The 24,583-nt window shown below is 66.9% G+C and carries 28 protein-coding genes; 13 read left to right on the plus strand and 15 right to left on the minus strand.

Annotated elements, in window-relative coordinates; genetic code table 11:
• The first annotated feature begins 77 nt into the window (after positions 1–77).
• Positions 78–2,195, plus strand: coding sequence for an acyltransferase family protein (locus tag KBZ12_RS03360; RefSeq protein WP_254956317.1), 2,118 nt, complete (start codon positions 78–80; stop codon positions 2,193–2,195).
• On the opposite strand, the gene KBZ12_RS03365 is transcribed toward KBZ12_RS03360, so the two are convergent.
• Positions 2,165–2,443, minus strand: coding sequence for a hypothetical protein (locus KBZ12_RS03365; protein ID WP_254956319.1), 279 nt, complete (start codon positions 2,441–2,443; stop codon positions 2,165–2,167). The two genes, KBZ12_RS03360 and KBZ12_RS03365, sit on opposite strands and share 31 nt — an antisense overlap.
• 73 nt (positions 2,444–2,516) lie before the next feature.
• Between KBZ12_RS03365 and cbiE the strand changes: the two genes are divergently transcribed.
• Positions 2,517–3,773 (plus strand): precorrin-6y C5,15-methyltransferase (decarboxylating) subunit CbiE, encoded by a 1,257-nt coding sequence (gene cbiE, locus KBZ12_RS03370; protein ID WP_254956500.1) that lies wholly within the window; start codon positions 2,517–2,519, stop codon positions 3,771–3,773.
• Here cbiE and KBZ12_RS03375 read toward each other — a convergent pair.
• From KBZ12_RS03375 to pheS, 4 genes are read right to left on the minus strand one after another with little or no spacing between them, the layout of a single operon-like run.
• The gene (locus tag KBZ12_RS03375; RefSeq protein ID WP_254956320.1) at positions 3,727–4,236 is read right to left on the minus strand and encodes a DUF192 domain-containing protein; all 510 of its coding nucleotides are present in this window, start codon (positions 4,234–4,236) and stop codon (positions 3,727–3,729) included. The two genes, cbiE and KBZ12_RS03375, sit on opposite strands and share 47 nt — an antisense overlap.
• Positions 4,233–4,913 carry a response regulator transcription factor gene (locus tag KBZ12_RS03380; RefSeq protein WP_254956321.1) on the minus strand — a complete coding sequence of 227 codons (681 nt, stop codon included), beginning with the start codon at positions 4,911–4,913 and terminating at the stop codon, positions 4,233–4,235. Before KBZ12_RS03380 ends, KBZ12_RS03375 begins: the two co-directional genes overlap by 4 nt.
• Entirely contained in the window at positions 4,910–5,836 is a 927-nt protein-coding gene (locus tag KBZ12_RS03385) for an NAD(+) kinase (protein ID WP_254956322.1), read from the minus strand. The genes KBZ12_RS03380 and KBZ12_RS03385 overlap by 4 nt, the downstream gene beginning before the upstream one ends.
• Before the next feature lie 41 nt (positions 5,837–5,877).
• Positions 5,878–6,885 carry a phenylalanine--tRNA ligase subunit alpha gene (gene pheS / locus KBZ12_RS03390; protein WP_254956323.1) on the minus strand — a complete coding sequence of 336 codons (1,008 nt, stop codon included), beginning with the start codon at positions 6,883–6,885 and terminating at the stop codon, positions 5,878–5,880.
• Positions 6,886–6,959: 74 nt separating this feature from the next.
• On the opposite strand from pheS, the gene surE reads away from it, so the two are divergent.
• Entirely contained in the window at positions 6,960–7,772 is an 813-nt protein-coding gene (gene surE / locus KBZ12_RS03395) for a 5'/3'-nucleotidase SurE (RefSeq protein ID WP_254956324.1), read from the plus strand.
• On the opposite strand, the gene KBZ12_RS03400 is transcribed toward surE, so the two are convergent.
• Positions 7,757–8,338 carry a DUF3611 family protein gene (locus KBZ12_RS03400; RefSeq protein ID WP_254956326.1) on the minus strand — a complete coding sequence of 194 codons (582 nt, stop codon included), beginning with the start codon at positions 8,336–8,338 and terminating at the stop codon, positions 7,757–7,759. The two genes, surE and KBZ12_RS03400, sit on opposite strands and share 16 nt — an antisense overlap.
• 63 nt (positions 8,339–8,401) lie before the next feature.
• Here KBZ12_RS03400 and KBZ12_RS03405 point away from each other — a divergent pair, with 63 nt between their 5' ends.
• The 9 genes from KBZ12_RS03405 to KBZ12_RS03445 all read left to right on the plus strand — a co-directional run bounded on the left by KBZ12_RS03405 (position 8,402) and on the right by KBZ12_RS03445 (position 16,896).
• Positions 8,402–9,391: a bifunctional riboflavin kinase/FAD synthetase gene (locus KBZ12_RS03405; RefSeq protein WP_254956327.1), complete on the plus strand. Its 990-nt coding sequence runs from the start codon at positions 8,402–8,404 to the stop codon at positions 9,389–9,391.
• Positions 9,392–10,043: 652 nt separating this feature from the next.
• Complete coding sequence (locus tag KBZ12_RS03410; RefSeq protein ID WP_254956328.1) at positions 10,044–11,597, plus strand: hypothetical protein; 1,554 nt, start codon at positions 10,044–10,046, stop codon at positions 11,595–11,597.
• A 91-nt stretch (positions 11,598–11,688) separates the two neighbouring features.
• Positions 11,689–12,636 (plus strand): glycosyltransferase family 2 protein, encoded by a 948-nt coding sequence (locus KBZ12_RS03415; protein ID WP_254956329.1) that lies wholly within the window; start codon positions 11,689–11,691, stop codon positions 12,634–12,636.
• A complete protein-coding gene (locus tag KBZ12_RS03420; protein ID WP_254956331.1) occupies positions 12,614–13,363 on the plus strand; it encodes a bifunctional 2-polyprenyl-6-hydroxyphenol methylase/3-demethylubiquinol 3-O-methyltransferase UbiG in 750 nt (249 codons plus the stop codon). The genes KBZ12_RS03415 and KBZ12_RS03420 overlap by 23 nt, the downstream gene beginning before the upstream one ends.
• A gap of 58 nt (positions 13,364–13,421) precedes the next feature.
• Complete coding sequence (locus tag KBZ12_RS03425; RefSeq protein ID WP_254956333.1) at positions 13,422–14,393, plus strand: hypothetical protein; 972 nt, start codon at positions 13,422–13,424, stop codon at positions 14,391–14,393.
• Positions 14,390–15,466 (plus strand): thiamine phosphate synthase, encoded by a 1,077-nt coding sequence (locus tag KBZ12_RS03430; RefSeq protein WP_254956335.1) that lies wholly within the window; start codon positions 14,390–14,392, stop codon positions 15,464–15,466. Before KBZ12_RS03425 ends, KBZ12_RS03430 begins: the two co-directional genes overlap by 4 nt.
• Positions 15,463–15,702, plus strand: coding sequence for a sulfur carrier protein ThiS (thiS, locus tag KBZ12_RS03435; protein WP_254956337.1), 240 nt, complete (start codon positions 15,463–15,465; stop codon positions 15,700–15,702). The genes KBZ12_RS03430 and thiS overlap by 4 nt, the downstream gene beginning before the upstream one ends.
• A 27-nt stretch (positions 15,703–15,729) precedes the next feature.
• Positions 15,730–16,674: a DUF1517 domain-containing protein gene (locus tag KBZ12_RS03440; RefSeq protein ID WP_254956338.1), complete on the plus strand. Its 945-nt coding sequence runs from the start codon at positions 15,730–15,732 to the stop codon at positions 16,672–16,674.
• Between the two features lie 63 nt (positions 16,675–16,737).
• Positions 16,738–16,896 carry a hypothetical protein gene (locus KBZ12_RS03445; RefSeq protein WP_254956339.1) on the plus strand — a complete coding sequence of 53 codons (159 nt, stop codon included), beginning with the start codon at positions 16,738–16,740 and terminating at the stop codon, positions 16,894–16,896.
• Here KBZ12_RS03445 and larB read toward each other — a convergent pair.
• The 6 genes from larB to era all read right to left on the minus strand — a co-directional run bounded on the left by larB (position 16,870) and on the right by era (position 20,953).
• Complete coding sequence (gene larB, locus KBZ12_RS03450; protein ID WP_254956341.1) at positions 16,870–17,589, minus strand: nickel pincer cofactor biosynthesis protein LarB; 720 nt, start codon at positions 17,587–17,589, stop codon at positions 16,870–16,872. The two genes, KBZ12_RS03445 and larB, sit on opposite strands and share 27 nt — an antisense overlap.
• A complete protein-coding gene (locus tag KBZ12_RS03455) occupies positions 17,586–18,101 on the minus strand; it encodes a TIGR03792 family protein (RefSeq protein ID WP_254956342.1) in 516 nt (171 codons plus the stop codon). Before KBZ12_RS03455 ends, larB begins: the two co-directional genes overlap by 4 nt.
• Positions 18,098–18,583, minus strand: a complete 486-nt coding sequence (gene ispF, locus KBZ12_RS03460; protein WP_254956344.1) for a 2-C-methyl-D-erythritol 2,4-cyclodiphosphate synthase — start codon at positions 18,581–18,583, stop codon at positions 18,098–18,100. The genes KBZ12_RS03455 and ispF overlap by 4 nt, the downstream gene beginning before the upstream one ends.
• Positions 18,584–18,636: 53 nt before the next feature.
• Entirely contained in the window at positions 18,637–19,332 is a 696-nt protein-coding gene (gene trmD, locus KBZ12_RS03465) for a tRNA (guanosine(37)-N1)-methyltransferase TrmD (RefSeq protein ID WP_254956345.1), read from the minus strand.
• A gap of 11 nt (positions 19,333–19,343) precedes the next feature.
• Positions 19,344–19,877 carry a phycobiliprotein lyase gene (locus KBZ12_RS03470; protein ID WP_254956346.1) on the minus strand — a complete coding sequence of 178 codons (534 nt, stop codon included), beginning with the start codon at positions 19,875–19,877 and terminating at the stop codon, positions 19,344–19,346.
• Positions 19,878–19,963: 86 nt separating this feature from the next.
• Positions 19,964–20,953 carry a GTPase Era gene (gene era / locus KBZ12_RS03475; protein WP_254956347.1) on the minus strand — a complete coding sequence of 330 codons (990 nt, stop codon included), beginning with the start codon at positions 20,951–20,953 and terminating at the stop codon, positions 19,964–19,966.
• 46 nt (positions 20,954–20,999) lie between these two features.
• Between era and KBZ12_RS03480 the strand changes: the two genes are divergently transcribed.
• Positions 21,000–21,557, plus strand: coding sequence for a hypothetical protein (locus tag KBZ12_RS03480; protein WP_254956348.1), 558 nt, complete (start codon positions 21,000–21,002; stop codon positions 21,555–21,557).
• 21 nt (positions 21,558–21,578) lie between these two features.
• Here KBZ12_RS03480 and KBZ12_RS03485 read toward each other — a convergent pair whose 3' ends face one another.
• From KBZ12_RS03485 to KBZ12_RS03495, 3 genes are all read right to left on the minus strand, one after another.
• Positions 21,579–22,097 (minus strand): hypothetical protein, encoded by a 519-nt coding sequence (locus KBZ12_RS03485; protein WP_254956349.1) that lies wholly within the window; start codon positions 22,095–22,097, stop codon positions 21,579–21,581.
• Between the two features lie 152 nt (positions 22,098–22,249).
• The gene (locus KBZ12_RS03490) at positions 22,250–23,326 is read right to left on the minus strand and encodes a hypothetical protein (protein ID WP_254956351.1); all 1,077 of its coding nucleotides are present in this window, start codon (positions 23,324–23,326) and stop codon (positions 22,250–22,252) included.
• Between the two features lie 55 nt (positions 23,327–23,381).
• Complete coding sequence (locus KBZ12_RS03495; RefSeq protein ID WP_254956352.1) at positions 23,382–24,485, minus strand: polysaccharide biosynthesis/export family protein; 1,104 nt, start codon at positions 24,483–24,485, stop codon at positions 23,382–23,384.
• Positions 24,486–24,583: the final 98 nt, after the last annotated feature.

Genomic DNA, 24,583 nt, shown 5'->3' on the forward strand with positions numbered 1-24,583 from the left:
GAACTGGCCCCTCAGCGAGGGCCCATCCATACCGCCATTACCCTGCCTGTAATCGTCGGGGCGGCGTGAATTCTCTGGTGCGACTTTTCGGCGTGGGCATCTTGCCGCCGCAGCGCTCAAGGGCCTATCGGCCCGAGATCGATGGTCTGAGGGCCGTGGCCGTCATCGCGGTGCTGATCAACCACCTCGATCCCGACTGGCTGCCGGGTGGATTTCTCGGGGTGGACATCTTCTTTGTCATCTCGGGCTACGTGGTGACGTCCTCCCTGCTGGCCCGGCGGGACGGCAGCCGCTGGCAGTTCCTGCGCCGGTTCTATGGACGCCGCATCCGGCGCCTGATGCCGGCGCTGGTGGTGAACATCGCCGTCGTCTCGGCCCTGTTCTCGATGGTCGTTTCGCCGCTCGATGACTTCTTCGCGCCGGTGATGCGGACCGGCATCGCCGCCCTGTTCGGGGTCTCCAATCTCTACCTGCTGCGGCAGGGATCGAACTATTTCGCCACCGACAACCACTTCAACGCCTTCATGCACACCTGGTCGCTGGGTGTGGAGGAGCAGTTCTATCTCGTCTGGCCAGCGCTGCTGCTGCTCTGCGGTCTGGGGGTGGCCGGGGCCGGCGAGGGCGCCCTGCGGCGGCTCAAGATCGGCAGCCTGCTGGTGCTGGCCCTGTCCCTGGCGCTCTATCTGGGCCTGAGCCTGGGAGGCAACGCCGAGCGGGCCTTCTTCCTCACCACCGCCCGGTTCTGGGAACTGACGGCGGGCTGCGGCGCCTACCTGCTGCATCGCGGCAGCGGCAGCGCCCGCGACCTGGGCCAGAGGCTGGCGCTGCCCCGCTGGCGCCAGCCCCTGGCCACCGTGGCCCTGGTGGCGTTGCTGGCCCTGCTGCTGCTGCCGGAGGCCTGGCGGCTGGGCACCACCCTGGGCATCACGGCGCTGACCACGGTGCTGCTGCTGCTGCTCCGGCCCGCCGCGGGCATCGGGCGCTGGCTCTGCCACCCCGTCTGTCTGGCCATCGGCATGGTGTCCTACTCGCTCTATCTCTGGCACTGGCCGGTGATTGTGCTGGCCCGCTGGACCGTGGGGTTCAACGCCTTCACCCTGCTGCCTGTCCTGGTGCTGATCACCCTGTGCACGGCACTCTCCTACCGGCTGGAGTGCCTGTTCCGTTATGGCCACCCCGCCATCCCCAGTCTGGGTCGCCCCGGCATGGCCTACCCGGCCATGACCGTGCTGGTCGCGATCTTCAGTGTGGCTCTCCAAGGGCCCCTGCTGGGCCGGATCTTCCTAGGCGAACGCCGCCACGCCGTCGGCGGCACGGCCAACATGAAGCGCATCGGCGGCACGACCGTCGACACGGTCCACTGCTTCCAGGAGCCCACCGATCCGGTGGCCAGCGGCGACGGGCCCGACCCCTGCCTGGCCCTGGGGCCGAAGGGTAAGGACCTCCCCACCCTCTTCTTTCTGGGCGACAGCCACACCCATGTGCTGATTCCCCTGGGGGAGAAGCTGCTGGCCAGCGGCCGCTTCAACGTGGCCTTCATGGCCCGGGGCGGCTGCCCGGTGCCCTTCTTCTCCCGCTGGGGGGAGGACGCCCCGGTGCCGTCCCGCTACCGCCGCTGCAGCGCCTACGCCGACAACGAGGAGCGCCGCGTGCTGGCCCGCCTGCGGCCTGGCGACCGGGTCCTGCTGGTGTCCAATCTGGCCGGTTACCTGGAGGGGGCCCGCAGGCCGGCTCGCCGCAGTGCCGAGGTCTCCTACGCCGCGGCGCTGCGCCGCTTCGATGCTGCGGTACGGCGCCGTGGTGGGGAATTGGTGGTGTTCGGCCCCCTGCCCAGCTTCCCCCAGGACAAGATCGGCGGTCCGCTCACCCTCTGCCAGGCGGAATGGTTCCGTCCCGCCTGGTCCCTGGGCCCCCAGTGCCGGCCGGTGCTGCGCCCCCGCACGCAGGAGCTGGCCGCGATCGGGCCCGCCCTGCGCCTGCAGGAGCGCACCATCCGCGACCTCGGCGCCACGCGCCTGTTCAGCCCCTTCGACAGCATCTGCCCGCCGACCCAGGCGGTCTGCTCCAGTGTCCGGGCCGGGACCCTGCTCTACAGCGACGAGACCCACCTCACCAACGCGGGCGCCCTGCTGCTCTATCCCCGCCTGATGGCCTTCCTGGAGGCTCAGCCGGGCGTGGCGCCGCCACCGAGCTGATCACTGCCCAGCTGATCACTGCCCAGTTCCTGCTCGATCAGGGCATCGAGGGTCACGGCGCTGCGCACCAGGGATTGGTAGCGCTGCACCACGCGCCGGTTTCGCTCCAGCCAGCTTCCGGCATCCCCGCCGCCCGCCAGGGGATGGCCGCCCGGGCCGGACCGGTCGTCATCGAGCAGCTCAAGGTCACTCTGGTGGGCCAGCAGGGCCACCACCAGGGTGTGGATCCGCTGGCGTCGATCGCTCATGGGCAGGGGGTGGGGCCGGCACGTCCGGGAGCATCATGGCCAGACGTGGCGCGGGGCAAGGCTGGAGGGTTCGCTGCTGGAGGTGCTGGGCACCGATGCCGCCGGCCTGGCGGGTCTTTCTCGCCACTGGCAGGACCGGCTCCGTCGGGCCGATCTGGTGGCGGCGCCCCGGCGGCTGCTGGCGGAACTCGAGGACTGGCGCGGCGACGCCCCCGCACCCGACCTGCTGGCCAGCGACCGGCCCGCAGAGCTGTTGCCGCAGCTGGAGCGGGCCCTCGCCGCCGGCCACCGTGTGGTGCTGCTCGCCAGCGGCGACCCCCTCTGGTTCGGCATCGGCCGGCTGCTGCTCCAGCACTTTCCCGCCGAACGCCTCCGCTTCCATCCGGCCCCCACCTCCCTGCAGCTGGCCTTCGCCCGCCTGGGCCGCCCCTGGCAGGACGCCGCCTGGATCAGCCTGCATGGCCGCGATCCCGAGCCCCTGGCGGCCCGGCTGCAGCAGCGCCCCGCCGCCCTGGTGGTGCTGACCGATCCGGCCCGGGGGGGGGCAGCCGAGGTGCGGGGCATCCTGCGGGCTTCGGGGCTGGAGGCCGCTTACCAGGTCTGGCTGGGGGAGCGCCTTGGCCATCCGGCGGAGCGTCTGCAGCGGCTGGGGCCCGCGGATCCCCTGCCGCCGGATCTCGATCCCCTGCACCTGGTGCTGCTGATCGCCGTTGAGCCTGCCGTGCCCGCGCCGCAGGCCCTGCCCCTGTTCGGTATCCCCGATGGTCTCTGGCTGCAACATGCCGACCAGCCAGGCCTGATGACCAAACGGGAAGTGCGTATCCAGCTGCTGGCCGATCTGGAGCTGCCCGAGACGGGCGTGCTGTGGGACATCGGCGCCGGGGTGGGATCGGTGGGGCTGGAGGCGCTGCGGTTGCGCCCTGGGCTGGAGCTGTGGGCCGTGGAGCGCCGGGCCGGGGCCGCGGCCCTGATTGGCGCCAACGGGACCCGGCTGGGGGTGCGACCCGCGGCGGTGCTGGAAGCGGAAGCCCCGGCGGCCCTGGCGCAGCTGCCCGATCCTGATCGGGTGCTGATCGGTGGTGGCGGCCGGGACCGCCGCGAGGTGTTGCAGGCGGTGCTGGGCCGGCTGCGGTCCGGCGGGGTGGTGGTGCTGCCCCTGGCCACGGTCGAAGCCTTGGCCCAGCTCAGGCCCCAGCTGGAGCAGGCCGGCCTGGGGGTGGCCGTCACCCAGATTCAGGCCTGGCGTGGCGCTCCCCTGGCGGAGGGCACCCGCCTGGCTCCCCTCAATCCCGTGCTGGTGCTGAAGGGGACGCGCCCGGCAGCGGTTTGATCCGCACCTGGGTGCCCACGCTGATGCCGAGTACGGCGGCCTGTCCGGCCGCCAGTTCCAGCACCCCGTCCACCGCCGTGTCAGGGCCGTAGCTGCGGCAGGGCAGGTTCATGCAGGGGGGCACAGCCTTTTCCAGGGCGACCACGCGACCGTCGCGGATGAACAGCATGTCGAGGGGTTCCGGGGTTCGGTGCATCCAGAACCGGGCCACCTCCGGAGGGGCGTAGGGGAACCACATGCCGCGCCGCTGGGGCAGGGGCGGCCGCAGCTGCAGCCCCATGGCGTACTGCCGCTCGCCCCGGGGCACTTCCAGCTGGATGCAGCGGGGCGGCGCCGGCCCCTCCAGACACCACTGGGCGGTGATCGGCAGAAACTGGGGCGGGCTCTCGGTCAGGCCCGGTCCGCAGCCCACCAGCAGGACCACGCCGGCCAGGGCCCAACGCCGGAGCATCGAGCGGCTCATGGCAGGGGCCCCGTGGGGGGGCGAGCCTCACTGAGGCAGTAGCCACGGCCGCGGACGGTGTGGATCAGCCGGGCTTCACCCTCCTGTTCCAGCTTCTGGCGCAGGTAGCGCACGTACACCTCGATCACGTTGCTGGAGCCCCCGCCCTCGTCGGCCCAGATGGCTTCCAGGATGCTCTCCCGGCTCACCACCGACTCCCGGTGGCGCAGAAGCAGCAGCAGCAGCTGATACTCCCGGGCCGTCAGGCTGAGCTGGCGCTGCCCGCGCCATCCCTGGCGGACCATGGGGTCGATCCGCAGATCCGCCAGCTTCAGCAGGGCGGACACCGGTGTGGGGGCCTGCCGCTGGGCCAGGGCCAGGTGAAGCCGTAACCGGGTGAGCAGATCGCTGGTGCCGAGGCTGGGCAGCCAGAAATCATCGGCGCCCCATTCCAGGCAATGGCTGCGGCTCTCCACGCTGTCGCTGGTGATGCCCAGCAGCAGGGGGCGGGCCCCCAGCCTGCGGCGCAGCACCGGGATCCGCTGCTCCCATCCAGGCGACAGGATCACCGCTGCGGGGATGTCCTCCACGGACTCGTGAAGCAGGGGTCGGTAGCCGGAGACCTCCAGCCGCGGGGCGAGGCCGGCGGCCTCCGCTCCCACCAGCAGCACCGCGGTCGGCGGCGGGGGGGCGGTCACAGCGGGGCGTCGGCGTGGTTGCCGGAGGGTTTGGCCACGTGCGGCAGGCCCCAGCCCAGCTTGTTGCGCAGCACCTGGAAGAACTCGTGGTCCGCCAGCCGCACGAAGCGCACCGGATGCTCGCTGCGCCGGACCAGCACCCGGTCCTCGGGCCAGACGTAACAGCCGGCGCTGCCATCCACCACCATCATCAAACGCTCGGGGGTGGCGGGAAACACCGTCACAGGCTCCTGGTCGCTGAAGACCAGGGCCCGGGAGGCGAGCGAGTGGGCGGCGATCGGCGTCAGCTGCAGCACCGGACAGTCGGGGGTGATCACCGGACCGCCAGCACTCAGGGCATAGGCCGTGGAGCCGGTGGGGGACGAGAGGATGACCCCGTCGGCGGCGATGTCAACGGGGGCATGGCGGCCGATGGCGATTTCGAAGTGGCACATGCTGGTGAGCGGCTCCCGGTGCAGGGCCATCTCGTTGAGACACAGCACCTCCCAGCGGCGCTGCTCGCCGCGCATCACGCTCACCACGAGCATGGAGCGCTCCTCGACGGTCCACTCCCCCGCCACCACCTGGGCCAGGGCCTTGTCCAGATCCTTCAGGTAGGCCTCGGCCAGAAAGCCCAGATGGCCGGTGTTGATCGTCAGGATCGGCACGCCGATCGGGGCGGTCTGGCGGGCGGCGGAGAGCACGGTGCCGTCTCCCCCCAGTACCACCGCCAGGGCCATCTCCGCATCGAAACTGGCGGGGACGCAGGCGGCGTAGCCCCGGGAGCGCAGGTGCTGGTCGGGATTGGCGAAACCCACCACGCCGCCGGAACTGCTCACCCGTGCCACCTCAAGCCCCGCTGCCTTCAGCCGGTTCTCGATCAGGTCGGCGGTGCTGATCGCCAGATCCTTGCCGTCGTTGACGATCAGTCCGACCCGGGGCACCGATCGCGGGCATGGGAGCCCATCAAGTTTATGGGTGGAGATCAGAACTGCTCCAGGAAGCGCAGATCGCTGCTGAACAGTCTGCGGATGTCATCGATCCCGTGGCGCACCATGCAGAACCGCTCCACCCCCAGACCGGCGGCGAAGCCGCTCCAGCGCTCTGGGTCGAGGCCCAGGCCCGCCAGCACCGCCGGATCCACCATGCCGCAGCCCATCACCTCCAGCCAGCGGCCCCGCCACTGCACATCCACCTCGGCGGAGGGCTCGGTGAAGGGGAAGTAACTGGCCCGGAAGCGAACGGGCAGATCGCCGAAGAACTGCTGCAGGAAGGTGGTGACGGTGCCGCGCAGGTGGCTGAAATCCAGGCCTTCGTCGAGGGCGAGCACCTCCACCTGGTGGAACACCGGTGAATGGGTGGCATCCACCGCATCGCGGCGGTACACCCGGCCCGGCGCAATCACCCGCACCGGCGGCGGATTGGCCTCCAGGTGGCGGATCTGGACGGGGGAGGTGTGGGTACGCAGCAGCCGGTCGCCCCCGAGATAGAAGGTGTCCTGCATGTCCCGGGCCGGGTGGTGCTCCGGGATGTTGAGGGCGGTGAAGTTGTAGTGGTCGGTCTCGATCTCCGGCCCCTCCGAGACCCGGTAGCCGAGGCCGGCGAAGATGTCGACGATCTCCTCGATCGTGCTCTGCAGCGGATGGCGGTGGCCCGGCGGCACGTAGCTGCAGCCCGCCGTCACATCGATCCGCTCCCGTTCCAGCCGCTCCGCCATGGCGGCGCTGCGGACGGCCTCGAGCCTGGCGCCCAGCAGCTCCTGCACCTGGTCCTTGAGGAGGTTGGCCCGCTGGCCCACCAGGGGGCGCTCGTCGCCGGGCAGCCGGCCCATGGCACCGAGCACCCCGGAGAGCCGTCCCTTCTTGCCCAGCAGGCCCACCCGCAGCTCCTCCAGGGCCGCGGCATTGCTGGCGCTGGCGATGGCGGCGGCGGCCTCCGCTTCCAGGTGCTCCAGCTGGTCGGTGAGCTGTTGCAGGCTGACGGTGGCGCTCACGGGACAGATCGGGGGGAGGAAGCGACTGTAGGCAGCTGCGTCTAGCTTTCCGGCAGTCCCCGCGGTCGAGGCCGATGGCACCGCTCCGGATCCTGATCAGCAACGACGACGGGGTCTTCGCCGATGGTATCCAGGCCCTGGCCGCTGAGGCGGCCTCTCGCGGCCACGCGGTCACCGTGGTCTGTCCGGACCGGGAACGCTCCGCCACCGGCCACGGACTCACCCTCCAGACCCCGCTGCGGGCGGAGCGGGCCGACGAACTCTTCGCTGCGGGTGTCACCGCCTGGGCCTGCAGCGGCACCCCCTCCGACTGCGTCAAGCTGGCCCTGTTCCGGCTTCTGGACCAGGCGCCCGACCTGGTGCTCTCCGGCATCAACCACGGTCCCAATCTCGGCACCGACGTGCTCTATTCAGGCACCGTCTCGGCGGCCATGGAGGGCACGATCGAGGGTCTGCCGGCCCTGGCGGTGAGCAGCGCCGATTTCCACTGGCGTCGCTTCGAGGCGGCGGCGGGCCTGGCTCTCGATGTGGCGGAGCGGATGCACGCCGCGGGCTGGCCCGAGGGGCTGCTGCTCAATCTCAACGTGCCGCCACGGCCCGCCGAGGCCCTCGCTCCCCTGCGCTGGTGCCGCACGGCGGTGCGGCGCTACATCGATCAGTTCGAGAAGCGCACCGACCCCCGCGGGCGCACCTACTACTGGCTGGCCGGCGAAGTGGTCGACGATCTCGAGGGCACCGTCGCCGGTCCAGCCGACTGGCCCACCGATGTGGCCTGGGTGCAGCAGGGCGGACCATCCCTGACGCCCCTGCAGCCCGAACTCTTCTGGCGGGGCTCCGTCGCGTCATTGCCGGCCGTGGAGGCCTTGGGCGATCAGGTCTTGCGATAGATCCGCTGCAGCAGCCACAAGCTGAGGATGAGGGCGATCAGGTGGGCGAACAGCACCTGGGTGTTGCTGAGCACCGAAAGCATTTCGATCGAGGTGATCGGCAGCCCCACCACCCGGCCGCCGCTGCCCGGGGTTCCCTGCATCTGGGCCCCGAAGAAGCCCGGCACCTGCTGGGAGGCCTGCACGAACAGGCTGCCGGCCAGGGCCTGATAGCCCACCGCCGCCAGGGTGAGCCCCCCCAGGTCGGCCAGCAGGCCGCGTTTCACCAGGCGCGTGGTTTCCCCCTTGCTGGGGCGTGCCGGGCTGGCCAGGGCGCGGCCGCAGCGCACCACCAGCCAGGATTGCCACAGACTCCAGAGCAGAACCAGGAACGAGAGGGTGGTGAGGGAGAGGCCGGGGCCCAGCCCCAGGGCACGGGAGGAATTGGCCGCCATCTGGCCGCCGATGTTGTTGAAGATCAGCACCCCCACCACCACCACGCCGAGGGCGAGCTGGACCCAGAAGCGCACCCAGCCCATGCGGCGCAGGGCATCGGCCATGCGCTGCAGATCCAGCGGGTCCACCATCGGGAAAGGAGCGAAGGCCCCAAACTTGGCATGGGAGGATCCTGTCGGCGAGGGCCCAGGCCGTTGATTCCGCTTCACGACCCCCTCCACGCCCTGCGCCCCACCGCCATTGCCCTGGGCAGCTTCGATGGGCTGCACCGGGGGCATCGCCGTGTGATCGCCGCCGTCACCGAAGGGCAGCCGGCGGAGCAGGAGCCGGCGGTGCCCACGGTGGTCAGTTTCTGGCCCCACCCCCGCGAGCTGCTCCACGGGGAGACCCGGCTGCGACTGGATCTGCCCGAGGAGAAGCTGGAGCTGCTCGAACCCCTCGGCATCGCGCAACTGGTGCTGGTGCCCTTCACGCGGGAGCTGGCGGCGCTGACCCCGGAGCGCTTCGTCCGGGAGGTGCTGGCCGAGCGGCTCCAGGCCCGCCGCATCGCCGTGGGGACCAACTTCCGCTTCGGGGTCAACCGCAGCGGCGATGTCGATGATCTGACCCGCATCGGCGCCACCCTCGGCATCGACGTGCGGGTGCTGCCGATGCTCTGGGACGGAGCCGAGCGGGTGAGCAGCAGCCGCATCCGGCGCGCCCTGGCGGCCGGCGGCATCGAGGAGGCCGGGCGCCTGCTGGAGCGCCCCTACCGCTTCAGCGGTCCGGTGGTGCGGGGACGCGGCCTGGGACGCCAGTTGGGCTGGCCCACCGCCAATCTGGCGGTGGATGGTCGCAAGTTCCTGCCGCTGGAAGGGGTCTATGCGGCCCTGGCCTGGCGGGACGGCGAAGACGGGGCGATGGCGGCGGTGATGAACCTCGGCCCCCAGCCGACGGTGGACCCCCTGGCGCCATCGGCGGTGGAGGTGCACCTGCTGGAGCGAAACCTGGAGCTGGCGGGCGCTCGGCTGACCGTCCAGCCCCTGAGGCTGCTGCGCCGGCAGCAGAGATTTGCGAGCCTTGACCTTCTGATCGACCAGATCGGGGTCGATGCAGCCCAAGCCAGCCAGCTGATTTCCAGCAGCTCACGAACCAGCGACCTTGACAGCCGCCGTCCGGATGGCCAGCCGGGGCCCCATCCGTAGGACCGTCACAGCTCTGCGGCCGCCATCACCCCATCCAGCTTCCAGGAGATGGTTGGCTGGGCCGTTCGGGCGATCGGTGCGAGGGGCTCGACGTCGCACGCCACGAACGGGACTGAGGATGGCGACCGTCGCCTTCCGTGGCAGATCAACCGATGCGCAGGGGGGGGCATGCTCGGGCCCAATCCCGAGCCAACAGGGCTGCACGGGCGTCGCGATGACGCTTGGTTGACTGACATGGGGACGTGGAGCCTTTTCTGGCCTGGGTTCGGGACTGATCGCCCACACGCAGGATCAGGGCCCTCCTTTCAGAGCGTTCAATGGCTAAGTGGTTCTCGATGATCGTGCGCCTCGCGTTTTCAGCTGGTGATCGTCGCTGGCTACGGGTGGGCAGGTGGCCCCCCATGGACATCAGACCTGAGTGGTGCAACAGCCTTCCCCAGGCCATTGGTCGGCGATAGGTTGAGCGACGCGGCCCACTGGCTGCATCGGGAAATCACTGCCAGGAAAGCACTTCCAGGAAATCACTTCCAGGAAATCACTGCGAGAAAATCATCGCCAGCAGCTCAATACATGGGCTTTCAAGAGCGTGCCGTATTTTCATGATACATTGCATGGGTTGAAATCTAACTGGTAGTTGGCAGGTCGCGCTTCCATGTCTTTCATCGATGTTCGCCTGCTTTCGTTCCGGAAGAAGATGGCTGGTGTTTTCGGCCTGATCGTCTTGCTTACGATTGTTGCGGCTTCGCAGATCACCGGTGGCAACATTCATTCGGATGGAGTCCAGAATCTGCGTTTTGCCGAGAATGTTGCACGACACGGGGTCTTTTCTTCTTCTCCCACGGGATTGCCGATTGTCCCTGGAAATGAGAGAGAGCCCCTTCCTCCCTATGTTTTGTCGGCCCATCTTCGACTGCTAAACGCTACTATCCCCGGTCTTGAGGGCAGCACACTCCTTGCCGGGAAAGCAGCTCAACTCGTCAAACTTGGCAACATTCCTTGGGTTTTCCTTGGCCTGCTTGGTGTGGCTCTGCTGTCTTTTTCGCTTACGGGCAGCTTCCTTTTTGTTGTGTTGATGCTGCTGCTGCAGACGCTGTTCTTCTTTGGTCTGCCTTTCTTTGTCGACACGCTCTACACAGAGCTTCAGGCAGGTGCGCTGTTGATTTGGAGTTCCTGGTTGCTGTTGATGGCTGTGCAATCCAAGCGATTGAAGTGGTTTTTTGTTGCCGGCCTTTGTATGGGTTCATTGGCGCTCACTAAAGGGGGTTTCCTCTATGTGGTTCCCATGGCGGCCATGCTGCTTGCAGGGTTATTCGTCGTTCAGGATTCGTTGATTCTTGGACTCAAGCGTTTCATTGTGTTGTTGGCTGGCTTCTCGCTCCTCACCTTGCCATGGATGGTAAGAAACAAGCTGGTCACGGGACATTTTGAACTGACCCAGCGGGGTGGCCATGTTCTCTTGACCAGGGCGATCAAAAATAACATGACACTCGATGAGGTTAGAGGCGCTTTGTATTATTGGGGTCCTTCCTTTTACCAAAAACTTTCAGCGCCACTGGGTCTCGGCGCAGTGCCTGGAGACTTCCAGCTTGGCGGACGCTTTCAGCGTTTGAATCGTGAGGGCTCCAACTTCAAATCTTCTGACCTAAAGGCCCAGGCTGAAGGCAATCCTGAAGCTGCCATCAGCTATTACAGAAAGGCTGCATCAGAACTTTCCAGGTATGTCATGCAAGCTCAGGCTGAGGGCAGCAGCCATCCCCAACGCGATGGTGACGACCATGCCAAACGTCAAGCAAAGTCACTCATTCTTTCCAGTCCACAGCGCCATGCTTTGATGACAGCACCATTCTTTTGGAGAGGCATCTGGTCGCAGCCAAACCAAGGGTTGCTCATCAAGAACAGTCCTGTCTATGTGATCCTCAAGGATCTCTTGGCCTTGTTTTCCATTCTTGCCTTGTACGCCGTGTTCGCACTCGGTGTGTTGCGCAGGAATCTCACCTACATCGCCGTTTCGTTGCTGCCAGTTCTCATGGTTTCATTCTATGCCGCAGTAACCCATAACATTCCTCGCTATCCCGCAGCGGCCATTCCGCTCATGCTGACTTGTCTTGCCCTTCTGATCTCTAAGTCAGCCAAAGGAGAGCGTCCTCAGTTCTTCGAATCCGCTCCCACGACGTTAGATCTGCCTGAGCGCCCGCATTCTTTGTGATCACGCAGACAGCCTTTGAACGTACGTCCTCTATCATGAGTCAGAACGCACGACGAAAGCAGTCACTTTCAGCCAGTGACCAGAGCTGCCGATGAAACTCATTATTCAGATTCCTTGCTACAACGAAGCTGAATCGCTTCCAGCCACCCTGTCATGCTTGCCTCGAGAGGTGGTGGGTTTCGATGTGGTGGAGTGGCTGATCATTGATGATGGCAGCAAGGATGGTACCGATCTTGTTGCGAGAAGGTGCGGAGTTGATCATGTGATTCACCACCAATTCAACCAAGGCTTAGCGGCTGCCTTTATGACGGGGTTGGAGTCTTGTCTGCGCCTCGGCGCTGACGTCATCGTGAATACAGATGCTGATAATCAGTACGATGCAAGAGATATCCCTGGCTTGACGACTCCCGTGATTGAAGGGCGTGCAGAAATAGTGATTGGTTCCAGGCCAATATCCGTCATTTCCCACTTTTCGCCACTCAAGAAAATCTTTCAGCGCATTGGCAGCTGGGTGGTCAGAGCTGCAAGCGGGACAAGTGTGGCAGATGCGCCTAGCGGCTTCCGTGCTTTCAGCCGATTTGCGGCAGAGCGTCTGATTGTTTTTAACGATTATACCTATACCTTGGAGACCATCATTCAGGCTGGTCAGCAGGGAATGAAGCTTGTGTCGGTCCCTATTCGGGTCAACCGGGATATGAGGCCTTCCCGGCTCGTCAAGAGTATTCCCTCTTACATCCAGCGAAGCGTCGTGACGATTGTTCGTATTTTCGTCATTTATCGGCCCTTCAGGTTCTTTTCAATTGTTGGGCTGAGTCTATTCACTTTGGGTTTGATTTTGGGACTGCGGTTCCTGTTTTTATTCTTGCTTGGCTTCGGCAGCGGGAACATTCAATCATTGATTTTGGCAAGTGTTCTTCTGGTGATTGGATTTCAGTCTTTCCTCGTGGCCTTTGTCGCCGATTTGCTTGCCGCCAACCGTTTTCTTCTGCAGGACATCCGCTTCAAGATCAATCGTCTTGACCGGGATTCCCGTCGGTAAAGCTGAAGCCCTTAGTGGTTTTCAGGGCCCCATGGCCCTAGAGTATGCTCAGCTCAAAACGCTGCATTCCTTACTGTGGATTCGGGCCATGCAACTAAAGCTGTCTGAAGGGCTGAACGAATCTGGGGTTGTTGTCGGCAATACGTTCGATAAGTATTCCAGTAGCAATCTTCTTGTCCGCTCCATGATGGGTGGATTTCACTCAGCTCTGGATGACTTTGTCGCCAAGGTTTCCCCCGCCACAATCCATGAGGTGGGATGTGGTGAGGGGTATTGGACCCTTCGTTGGCAGGCCATGGGGTACTCCGTGCGCGGTTGTGATTTCTCGGAATCAGTCATTGATCTGGCCAAGGAGAATGCCGGTCTGGTAGGTGCACCTGGAGATATCTTTCGCCAGCGCAGTATCTACGACTTGTCCAGGCCCGACGATGGGGCTGATCTCATTGTCTGTTGCGAAGTTCTGGAGCATTTGGAAGATCCTGAGCGCGCACTGGATGTTCTGCGCTCTATCCTTGATGGCTATTTGATCATTAGTGTTCCTCGCGAGCCAGTGTGGAGAGCGCTGAACTTTATGCGCCTGAAATATGTGATGGACCTTGGAAATACGCCAGGCCATCTCCAGCACTGGTCAAGTCGAGGTTTCTTGCGTCTTCTTTCCCGCTATTTCGAGGTGGTCGCTGTGCGTCAACCCTTGCCGTGGACCATGGCACTGTGCAGGTCTCGCTGAGCCGCCTGTGTTGTCTCCCTTCGGCTACGCAGAGTCCCTCCGGGGCTAGGCCTTGTCCATGAAACGACTGCTAAACGGTCTGGGGGCAATCCTTGTCATCGCGAGCCTATTCTTTCTATTTCACCGCGTCACTTCGACATCGGCTGGTCTCGACTTTCGTCGGATCAGCCCACTCCTTTGGTCAGTCTTCCTTTTCCTTGCTGTTGTCTATGGCATTGCCAGCAGACTTCTGGCTGAGTCCTGGCGGCAGATTCTGATCAGTTTGTCAGCGAGATCTTCTCCTGCTGTGGCGCTGCAGATCTATGGGCGTTCACAGATTGCGAAGTATTTCCCTGGAAATATCTTCCACTTGGCGGGCCGTCAGGCTCTCGGTATGGCGGCCGGATTGCCAAAGGGAGCATTGCTGAAGTCGGCAGCCTATGAAATCGTCACCATTTGCCTGGCAGGTGCCACATTCAGTTCCCTGATCCTTCCTTACTGGTTCTCCAAGGGACTCGGACTACCTGGTGCGGCAAAGCTTGGACTGGTGCTGTATCTTCTCGCCTTCGCTTGCATCGGCACCTTGATCGGTGTGCTGGCTGGTCGTCATGTCTTTGCCTGCTTTGCTTTGCAGAGCCTGTTCCTTCTGATCTCTGGACTTATTTTCCTGGTCATGTTGATCGGAATTTCCCTCTCAGACGACAAAGGAGATGTCTTTTCTTTTTGGCTCGCTCCGATCATCATTGGCTGCTTTGTGGTGGCCTGGCTTGGAGGTTTGGTCACGCCGGGAGCTCCGGCAGGCCTGGGAATCCGGGAGGTGATCCTGCTGGCCCTCCTCTCTTCCCATCTGCCCAAGGACACCATCCTGACAACCGTTGTGATCGGCCGACTTCTCACCATTGTCGGAGATCTCTTGTTCCTGGCCCAAGCGTTGCTGCCGATTCGGCTGGCGATCAGCCTGGGTCCCCACAGCGCTGACAATCCTGATTCAAATCCACGATCACTGCCCCCTAAGGTCAATGGCCGTAGCCAAGATCCTTCCGATCAGTGACGACCTCCCCAGAGCGCGCCGCCATCGAACGGTTGCTCGATGCCAACCTCGATCGGGCCCGCGAGGGGTTGCGGGTGCTGGAGGACTGGGCCCGCTTCGCCCTGGACCGTCCCGACCTGGTGGCCCGCACCAAGGACCTGCGCCAGCGCCTGGGGTGCCTTCATCAGGAGCGCTACAAGCTGGCACGGCACACCGCCAGCGACCCGGCGGCGGGCCTGGCCCATCCCGCCCAGGCTGAACGCCAGAACGGCGCCAGCGTCCTGGCGGCCAATGCGGCTCGGGTGCAGGAGGCCCTGCGGGTGCTGGAGGAGTTCGGCCGACTCGAGGACCCGGCGCTGGCGGCCGAAGCGGCCGCGATTCGCTACGCCCTCTACGACCTGGAGGTGGATCTGCTCCAGGCCGGCCGTGGTGGGGATGAACGCCGGGCACTGCTGCGACGCTGTCACCTCTATCTGGTCACCACTCCGGTGGAGGGGCTGGAGGGGCTGGTGGCAGCCGCCCTGGCGGCAGGGGTGCGGCTGGTGCAGTACCGCGCCAAGTCCGATGGCGCCGACGCCCTGCCCGGAGCGGCCCCGGATGACCGGCACCGTTTCGCGCAGGCGAGCGCCCTGCGCCAGCTCTGCCATCGCCACGGCGCCCTGTTCCTGGTCAACGACCGCATTGACCTGGCCCTGGCGGTGGGGGCCGACGGTGTCCACCTTGGCCAGGGCGACCTGCCGCCGGCGGTGGCCCGCCGCCTGCTGGGGCCCGACCGCCTGATCGGCCGCAGCACCCACCACCTCGAGGACCTGCGCCAGGCGGTCGCCGACGGTTGTGACTACATCGGGGTGGGGCCCGTCAACGCCACGCCCACCAAGCCCGGCCGCGAATCGGTGGGGCTGGCCTACGTGACCCAGGCGGCGGCGGAATGCCCCCTGCCCTTCTTCGCCATCGGCGGCATCGACCTGGCCAACCTGGCCGCCGTGCGCCGGGCCGGGGCGGAGCGCGTGGCGGTGGTGCGGGCCATCACTGCGGCAGAGGATCCCGGGGCCGCCGCCGCTGCCCTGCTGGCGGGACTGGAGGCTGGGGCGTGACGGGCTCACCTGCCGCGAACGAGCCGGCGGCCCTGCGACTGCGGGTCAACGGCGAAACGCGCCCCTGCCCGGCGGGCCTCTGCCTCGATGCGGTGTTGGTGTCCCTCGGGTATCAGCCCCGGCTGGTGGTGGTCGAATTCAATGGCGAGATCCTGCCCAGGGAGCGTTGGGCCGCCCAAGCTGTGGGGGAATCCGATGTGCTGGAAGTGGTCACCATCGTGGGAGGGGGTTCCTAGATTCCTGCCATCGCTACGTCCTTCGACATGGGTTCCAGCTTGTTCCGGCGCCTCGCCGGTCTGATGGTCGTCCCTGTACTGGTGGCGGGTCTGGTGATGGCAGCTGCGGCGCCGGCCCAGGCGGCCAGTGGCGGCCGCATCGGCGGCGGCAGCTTCCGCTCCGCTCCCTCGATGCCCCGCAGTTTCAGCGGTGGCGGATCTGGAGGGAACTTCGGTGGCGGAGGCTTCCGGGGTGGGGGCATGGGCTTCCCCTTCATCGTGCCGATCTTCGGCTTCGGCGGCGGCGGCCTGTTCGGCTTCCTGATCCTGATGGCCGTGGCGGGTGTCGTGGTCAATGCCCTGCGGGGGGGCGGCGGCGGCCCGGCCCTGGGCGGCTCCGGTTCCGACCTGGCCTACAACCCCCGCCCGGACGGTCCTGTGGCGATCGCCCAGATCCAGGTGGGTCTGCTGGCCTCCGCCCGCGACCTTCAGGACGACCTGCGCCGGCTGGCGGGCTCCTCCGATACCTCCAGCAGCGCCGGCCTTCAGCGGGTCCTGCAGGAAACCAGCCTCTCCCTGCTGCGCCACCCCGATCTCTGGGTCTACGCCAATGGCGACGTGGGCCAGGTGCCCTTCTCCAGTGCCGAATCCACCTTCAACCGCCTCTCCATGCAGGAGCGCAGCAAGCTGGAGCGGGAGCTGACCGCCAATGTGGCGGGGCGCCGATTCAGCGAGCCAGCGACCGTGGCCCCCGGGGCCAGCGACGCGGCCAGCGACTTCATTGTTGTCACCCTGCTGATCGCCAGCCGCCAGAGGCTGGCGATCAAGGGGGCCCGTTCCGCGGAAGATCTGCGTGATTCGCTCCAGAAGCTTGGTGCAATCGGTGCCGATGACCTGCTGGCTCTGGAGGTGATCTGGCAGCCGGAAGGGGCTGGAGAGGTGCTCAGCACCGAACAGGTGATCACCGCCTACCCCGACCTGCAGCATCTCTGAGTCCCCCGCCTTGCCAGCCCGGGTGGGCTACCTCACACTGCGTCCCAGAAGCCGCAGGCGCCGATGCCTCCCCATCGGATCAGCTGGATCAACTCCCCGGTCCTGCTCAAGGCCATCGAGCGCTACGAGCAAGGTCGTCTGCCCCGCTCCCTCGCCCTCTGGTTGCAGACCGTTCTGGAGATCGAGGCTCCCCCTTCAGGTCCCCTCCTCCCGGGCGGCTGACCCAGTCCCTGTCACCAACTGCAGGATTCGCAGGGCCGCCATGGCGGCGCCATAGCCATTGTCGATGTTCACCACGGTGAGTCCGGGGGCGCAGCTGGCCAGCATGCCCATGAGGGCCGCCTGTCCCCCGGCGCTCACCCCGTAGCCGACCGCCACCGGCACCCCGATCACCGGCTGGGGCAGCAGACCGGCCAGCACGGTGGGCAAGGCCCCCTCCATGCCGGCGCAGGCGATCAACACCCGGGCCCGGCGCAGCCCCTCGAGCTCCGCCAGCAGTCGGTGCAGCCCGGCCACGCCCACGTCGAGCACCAGGTCGCTGGCCACCCCATGGCAGGCCAGGGCCAGCCGGGCCTCCGAGGCCACGGCCAGGTCGCTGCTGCCGCCGCTGAGCACCGCCACCCGCCCGAAGGCCGGATTGGCGGGCGGGGGTGCGGGCCAGGTCAGGCAGCGGGCCAGGGGATGGTGCTGCGGCCGTGGGTCAGCACCTACGGGGCCGAGCTCGTCCGTCAGCAGCCGCTCCACCGCCACGGCCTTCTCTGCGCTGACCCGCGTGACCAGGGCCAGCTCCCCGGCTTGGCGCAGCCCCAGCATCACGGCGGTGATCTGCTCGGCACTCTTGTGCTCGCCCCATACGGCCTCCACCATGCCAAGCCGTTGACGGCGCCCCAGGTCGAGCCGGGCGTCTTCGTTCACCGAACCTCCACGGCTGCCGCCGAAGGCGTCAGACCCACCCACTCCAGAGCGCTGGTGTCCACAAGAGGAAAGGGGTTGGCTGTGGTCACGGCCCCCGGGTCCGGGAGATCAAGGGCCAGGGCCCTCCTCGCCGCAGCCTCGAACTGGCCTTGCACCGCTTCGATCTCCTTGACGGGGATGGCCAGCCACTGACGGCGGCTGCGCCAGCGGATCAGCAGGAGGCCTTCCTCCCGTTCAGCGTCCCAAAGCAGATCGCGGCCGAGGAAGCCCTCCTGTCGTCGCAGCCAGGGGCCCCAGGTCTCCTGCTCCGCCTGCAGCCAGGCCTTTCGGGCGCCGGACGGTACCTTCACCCTCAGCTGCTCCACCACGGCTGTGGTGGTTTCTCCGCGGCCATGGCTGCCGAGCGGCGGGGTCAGGGCGCTGGCCCTTGCTGGAAGGCCCGCCAGCAGGACCAACACCAGGCCAACAGCCCCCAGCCAGCTGGCCAACCTGCTCCAGCGGCGACGGTTCATGGCTGATGCAGCAACGCCACGGCGTGGCAGGCGATGCCCTCCTCCCGTCCGGTGGGCCCGAGCCCCTCGTTGGTGGTCGCCTTGACGCCCACCTGTTCGGGGGCCAGGCCCAGGCGGCCTGCGATCGCCTCGCGCATGGCGGCGATGTGGGGCTTGAGCCGGGGACGTTCCGCCACCACCACCGTGTCGATGTTGAGCACCTGCCAGCCCCGCTCCGCCACCAGCACCATCACGTTCTCGAGCAGCACCAGGCTGTCGGCGCCGCGCCAGCGCTCGTCCTCCGGCGGAAAGTGGGTGCCGATGTCCCCCAGGCTGAGGGCCCCCAGCAGGGCATCCATCAGGGCGTGCACGAGCACATCGGCGTCGCTGTGGCCATCCAGCCCCAGGCCTTCGGGGTGCTCCAGGCGCACGCCGCCCAGGATCAGGGGACGGCCGGGCACGAGCCGGTGGATGTCGTAGCCGTTGCCGATGCGCAGCTGCATGGATGGCGATGGAGGCGGATCCAGTGTGGCTGCTCAGGGGGTGTGGTCGGGCCTCAGAGGTTCCGCTCCGCCTGCCACTGGGCCAGCAGGTCGGCGCGGCGCTCGCGGGTGCGGGCCACCTGCTGCTCCTGGCGCCAGCGTGCGATGGCGCCGTGGTCGCCGCTGCGCAGCACCTCCGGCACCGCCATGCCGCGGAACTCCGCCGGCCGGGTGTAGTGGGGGTGCTCCAGCAGCAGGCTGCTGTGGCTCTCGGCTTCGAGGCAGTCCGGCGAGCCCACGGTGCCCGGCAGCAGCCGCACCACGCCGCTGATCACCACCAGGGCGGGCAGTTCGCCGCCGGTGAGCACGAAATCGCCCAGGGACACCTCCTCGTCCGCCAGGGGGCGGATGCGCTCATCGAAGCCCTCGTAGTGGCCGCAGAGCAGCACCAGCTGGTCGTGCTCCGTGGCCCAGCGACGCAGGTCACGCTGGTGGAGCGGCTGGCCCTGGGGGCTCATCAGCAGCACGCGGCGCTGAGGCAGCACCGGGATGGCTTCGAAGGCGGCGTAGACGGGCTCGGGCTTGAGCACCATGCCGGCGCCGCCGCCATAGGGAACGTCGTCCACCTTGCGGTAGCGATCCGTGGCGTGGTCGCGGGGGTTGTGGGTGTGGACCTCGGCGATGCCGGCGGCGAAGGCCCGGCCGATCACCCCCAGCCCCAGCAGGGGCGTGAAGGCATCCGGCACCAGGCTGACCACGTCGAAGCGCATGGCGGGCGGCCTCAGCCGGCGGGTCGGCTGACCCGCCGGATTTCGGAGCTGAAGCTGGCCCGGCCCGGGCTCCCGTCGGGGTGATGCTCGACGCTGCTGCGCAGGCGCAGATTCGCCTTGGTGAACCAGATCCGTTCCCGCACCGAACGGCCGGCCCGCTCGCTGGTTAGCTCCAGGCTGCCATCCGGCCACAGCTGCCAGCGGCCCGTGCTGACGGCTCCATCCGGGGCCTGGCCCTGGAAGCCTCCGTCGGCTTGGAACAGCAGCCGATGGCGGCCGCCGCTGGGTGGGGTGGTCTCCAGGCCACCAGGCCCATCGCTTTCCTCCGGAGTCAGGTAGGTCACTTGCAGTTCACCGCGCTCGGAGCTGTGCCAGCTGACCTCCTCCTCTTCGGCCTGCGGAGTCTCGGCGCTGGCCTCCTCCAGGTTGAACCGGCTGCGCAGGGCGAGCCAGTCCCCGGCGCAAAAGGCCAGAAAGGCCGCGATCGTCTCGGGCGGAAAAGGAGCGATCGGGTCTGGGGTGGGAGGCTCGGTCGCGCTGGTCACGGCGGGGGCGGCGGGAGATCGGGGCCGGTGGACCCGCTTGGGATCTTCGCAAACCCCCAGCCGTCGCGTGCGGTTCGCCGGTGAGCTCAGTCGCCCCGGTAGCCCAGCTCCGCCAGCCGGCCCGGATGGCTGCGCCAGTTGGGCACCACCTTGACGAACAGCTCCAGATAGACCGGACCGTCGAACACCTTCTGCATCTGCAGCCGCGCCCCCTGGCCGATCGCCTTGAGCATCTGGCCCCCTTTGCCGATCAGGATTCCCTTCTGGCTGCTGCGCTCCACCAGCACGGTGGCCAGCACCGCCGTGCGTTCCTTGCCTTTGACGATGCCCTCGTCCTCCACGATCCGCTCGATCCGCACGGCCACCGAGTGGGGCACCTCCTCCCGGGTGAGGGTCAGCACCTGTTCACGGATCAGCTCGGCCAGCAGCAGCTGCTCCGGCTGGTCACTGACCGTGTCGGCCGGGTACAGCAGCGGGCCCGGAGGCAGGTCAGCGGCCAGGGCCTCCACCAGGGCCTGGCAACCGTCGCCGTTGAGGGCGCTGCAGGGGTGCAGGGGCCAGGTGACGGGGCGATCGTCTGCCGCTGCGAGCATCTCCCGGTAGGTGGCGGCCAGATCCTCGGCATCGGCCCCCACCCGGTCGCTCTTGTTGAGGGCCACATGCACCGGAACCTTGCAGTGGCGCAGCAGGTCGACGATGAAGCCGTCGCCGCGCCCGGCGGGCTGGCTGGTGTCGACCAGCAGCAGCACCACGTCCACCTCGCCGATGGCCCCCCGGGCGCTCTGGACCAACCGCTCCCCCAGCAAGTGGTGGGGTTTGTGGATGCCTGGCGTATCCAGCAGGATCAGCTGGGCGGCGGGGGTGGTCAGGATGGCCCGCAAGCGGTTGCGGGTGGTCTGGGCCACGGGAGAGGTGATCGCCACCTTCTGGCCCACCAGCTGATTGAGCAGGGTGGACTTGCCCACATTGGGCCGGCCGATCAGGGCCACGAAGCCGGAGCGGAACGGAACCGCTTCGCTGTTGCCGTCGTCCGGCTGGGCATCGCCGGGGCTGGCGGTCGGGGCGCTCAAGTCCATAGCCTCAACACTGCCAGCCCATGGGCCTCGCCGCCCGCCTCTCGCCATGACCGATGCTGCTCCTCTGACCGAATCCCCCCTGGCGCCAAGCTTTCCCCAGGCGATGGAGATCGCGGTGCAGTGGATCGGCCTCTGGGAGGCTGGGGAGCTCAGCGACGAGGTGCTGGCCGATCGGGTCGGGGAACTGGTGGCCAGCCGGGATGGTGCGCGTGGCTTCTTCGTGGTGAGCCTCACCGGCGAGGCCCCCCTGCTCGACCGTCTGCCGGAGCCCCTGGTGATCGCCCTGCGCCAGGCCGGTGCGGGGGTGGTGGACCTTACGGCCCGCAATCTGGCCATGAGCACGGCCATGGTCCTGCACCACCAGCGCTGCGGGGATCAGGCGCACCAGACCGGTTCGGAACGGGTGCAGCGGCGCAGCACCGAACTTCTCAGGCACCTGGAGCCCGTGGCGGTGAAGAAGCGGTTGGAAGCCCTGCTGGGGGCAGCGGAGCAGGGTGGAACCGGGCAGGCCGTGGACGAGGACAGGGAGTTCCTCGAGCGCTGGGGGTACGACCTGGAGCAACGCCAGGCCATCGCCGCCGCGATCGAAGCGGTGGCCGACTGAGGTTCTGAAGCCGGTGAGGCTTCAGAACCTCAAGTACAGCAGAGTCATCGCCTGCAGGGCATCGAAAGTGACACCATCGGGCAGGAAGACGTAGTTGACATTGAAGCCCAGGGTCACGTTCTGGGTGATGTTGAGGTCGATGCCACCGGTGAGCATGGCGTTGGTCTCACCCGTCGAATAGGTGTTGGTGGCGATGCCTCCGCCGAGGTAAGGGGACACCACAGAACGACGGAAGAGGTCGAGGGTGAGGGGCAACTGGAAGGAGGTCTGGCCGTTGTAACGACCAAGCAGATCCCTATTGCCGAAGATCACGCTGGGACGCAATGAGACGGCGAGAGTTTCGTTGAGTTTGTAACCCACCCGGCCTGTGAACACACCGCTGTTGGGCAGATCATTGCCGAAATTGACGCCGCCACCGATGCCGTAGATGCCGACATTCTCAATGGGTTTGCCCTGGCGTGGAACGATCGCCAGTTCGGCCGGGTTGCGATTCGCAGGTGCGGGCTGGTAATCCGGAGGCAGGGTGGCGGCGTCTGTCACGGGTTCCCAGCCGGCTGCGGCGGGCTCTGGCGCGACCGTTACCCAGGGAGCTGGGCCCGCCGGAAGCGACTGGGCCCGAAGCGGTTGCAGCCCCAGGCCCAGACACGTGAGGCCTATCAGGGCAAGGCCGCGGTGGTGGAGACCCGTACGCCTCACTGCGGAGCCACCAAGGAACCGCCGGCAGCTGCCGGCGACGGGACGGCGGCGGGACCTTCTGCCGCGGAAACTGCGGAGGGGGCTGCGGGAGCCGGTGGGGGTGCGATCGGGGCACTCGCCACCGGCGACACCTTGGCAGGGGCCGGTGTGGCGCGGACTTCAGGCGGGATCGGCTGCAGATTCACCACCGTGGGGGTGACCGTTCCAGGGGCCTGGGCCGGCTGGCGGCTCGACCACTCCTTGATGTCCTCGATCACTGCGGGATCATCGGGTCGGCTGAGCACGTCCACGGTGCCGTCTGCCTGAACGGCCAGCGGCACCTGGGTGGGTTTGCTGACACGGGTGGAGGGCACGTAGATGACACGGCCCTGCTGAAGTTTGGCTGTCTTGGTGGGGGTCGGGGCTGGCAGGGTGCGGATGGCCTGGCGCATCGGCTCCCTCAGGCTCTGGGGCAGGGGCGCCATGGGGTCTCCACTGCTGGCCCATCGGGCCCGCTCGGCCCTGGCCACCGGTGGCATGGCAGGGGCACCCAGGTCCTGGATGGTGAGCACGCCACCGAGCAACTCGGAATTCGAGAAATTGCGTTGCAGCAGGGGCTTGGCGCTGCCCAGGCCGGTGGTGCCGAGGGAAGGGCCCTCAATGGTGAAGTTGGCCGGGGCGGCAGGGGCTTTGGCGGTGCGGGTGGCCCTGAGGGCGACGGCGGGGCGGCGACCGGGATCGGGTCTGGCTCGGGAGGAGTTGGAGGGACCGCTCAAATCGAGACTGCGCGACAGCGGGGCATCCAGCAGCGAGCCGATCTTCTTGGAGGCCGAACTCAGCACATGGCCAGTGGTGACGCCCAGATCCTCAAGCGGCGACGGGGAGGCTTTCTCGGCCTTCTGGGGGGATTCCTCTGGCAGCGAAGCGACCGCCTCGTCCGCGCCCTTGGGATCGGCTGGCGGGGGGATGGCCATGTCGTTGACGTTGGCCTGCCAGCGATCGTGGGCATCAATGGCCAGCAGGGGCAGCCAGATCGACTGGCTCAGCAGGGCCCAGGCGATGGCCTTGGGGCTGATGGTGGGTTCGCGGTACATGGCTGGCTGTAGAGGCGGCTTTTGGGTAAGAAACGGGTGGCTGATGCGGCGGCGGTCAGCGGAAATTGCTGTTTCTGTTGCCGTTGAAGGTATCTCGGAATAAGTAGTAGGAGCTTGCGGCCTGACTGAGGGGAACGACAACCTGATTGATGACGTCGAGGGCCTCGGCATAGAAGGTGCGGTTCACGATGATCGTGTCCCGGTCCCGCAGGGGTGGATTCAGGCCCTTGGAGACGCCGATTCCGTCCCTGTAGCTGAACACCTCACGCGTGCTGGTGCCATTGCGGTTCAGGCGGACAAGCTCGATGTCGTTCTTGTTCGCACGCCAGTTTTCCGCTCCCCCGGCCCTGAAGATGGCTTCGGCAAGAGGGGTGTTGGCGGGCAGGCTGAGGGTGCCGGGGCTCCTGACTTCACCGATCACTGAGACGGTGATGGTGGCCGGGGCCAGGTTGGTGGCTCCGATCTGGAGGATCTCCTCGGGGATCAACTCCTCGGTGCGGGCGATGACGATGGTGTCACCGTCGAAGAGGATGGGGTTCTGGCGTTGGTTGCCCGCCTGGAACACCTGGGCCAGATCCAGCACGGTCTGTTTCTGGCTGCCATCCGGGCCAGCCAGCCGGCGCAGCAGCACCTTGCGGATGTCGGCATTCAGGGTGACTCCCCCGGCGGTCTGGATGGCGGAAACCGGGGTGGAATAGGAGGACAGGGGATACAGGCCAGGGCGACCCACCTCGCCGATGATGGTCACCTTGACGGGGCGCGGCCCGGTGAGGCTGAGGATCAGCTCAGGACGCACGAGCTGCTTGGCATACAGGGAGGTGAGCCAGCGGGTGGCCTGGCCGATGGTGAGGCCGGTGAGCTGGACCGATCCGAGCAGTGACAGGGTGGAGGTGCCATCGGGAAGGATGACGACAGGACCACCGATGGGGGAGGCGGAGGGATCGGTGAAGGTGAGCTGCAGAGCGTCCCCGGGTCCGAGTACGTAAAGATCGTTGTAGACCTCCGTCACGGAGAGGGGAAGTGGCGCCGAGGAGGAGGGGCCGGTGCCGGGGGTGGCGCTGACAGCACCGGATCCCCTCGACGGGGTCTGGGGGGAGAGCCCCGGGGGTACCGAAGCCCTCAGGCCGGCCGGGGCGAACACCAGACCGGTGAGACCCACAAGGCCCAGGGCGGAAAGGCGTCGCCGGATGGGCCGAAGGGGAAGGCTTCGAGCGGTGGTCAACCGTTCAGCGGCCTGGCCTGAGCCAGCATCGGTCC

This window comes from Cyanobium sp. Cruz CV13-4-11, from assembly GCF_024346055.1.
Taxonomy (GTDB): Bacteria; Cyanobacteriota; Cyanobacteriia; order PCC-6307; family Cyanobiaceae; genus Cyanobium.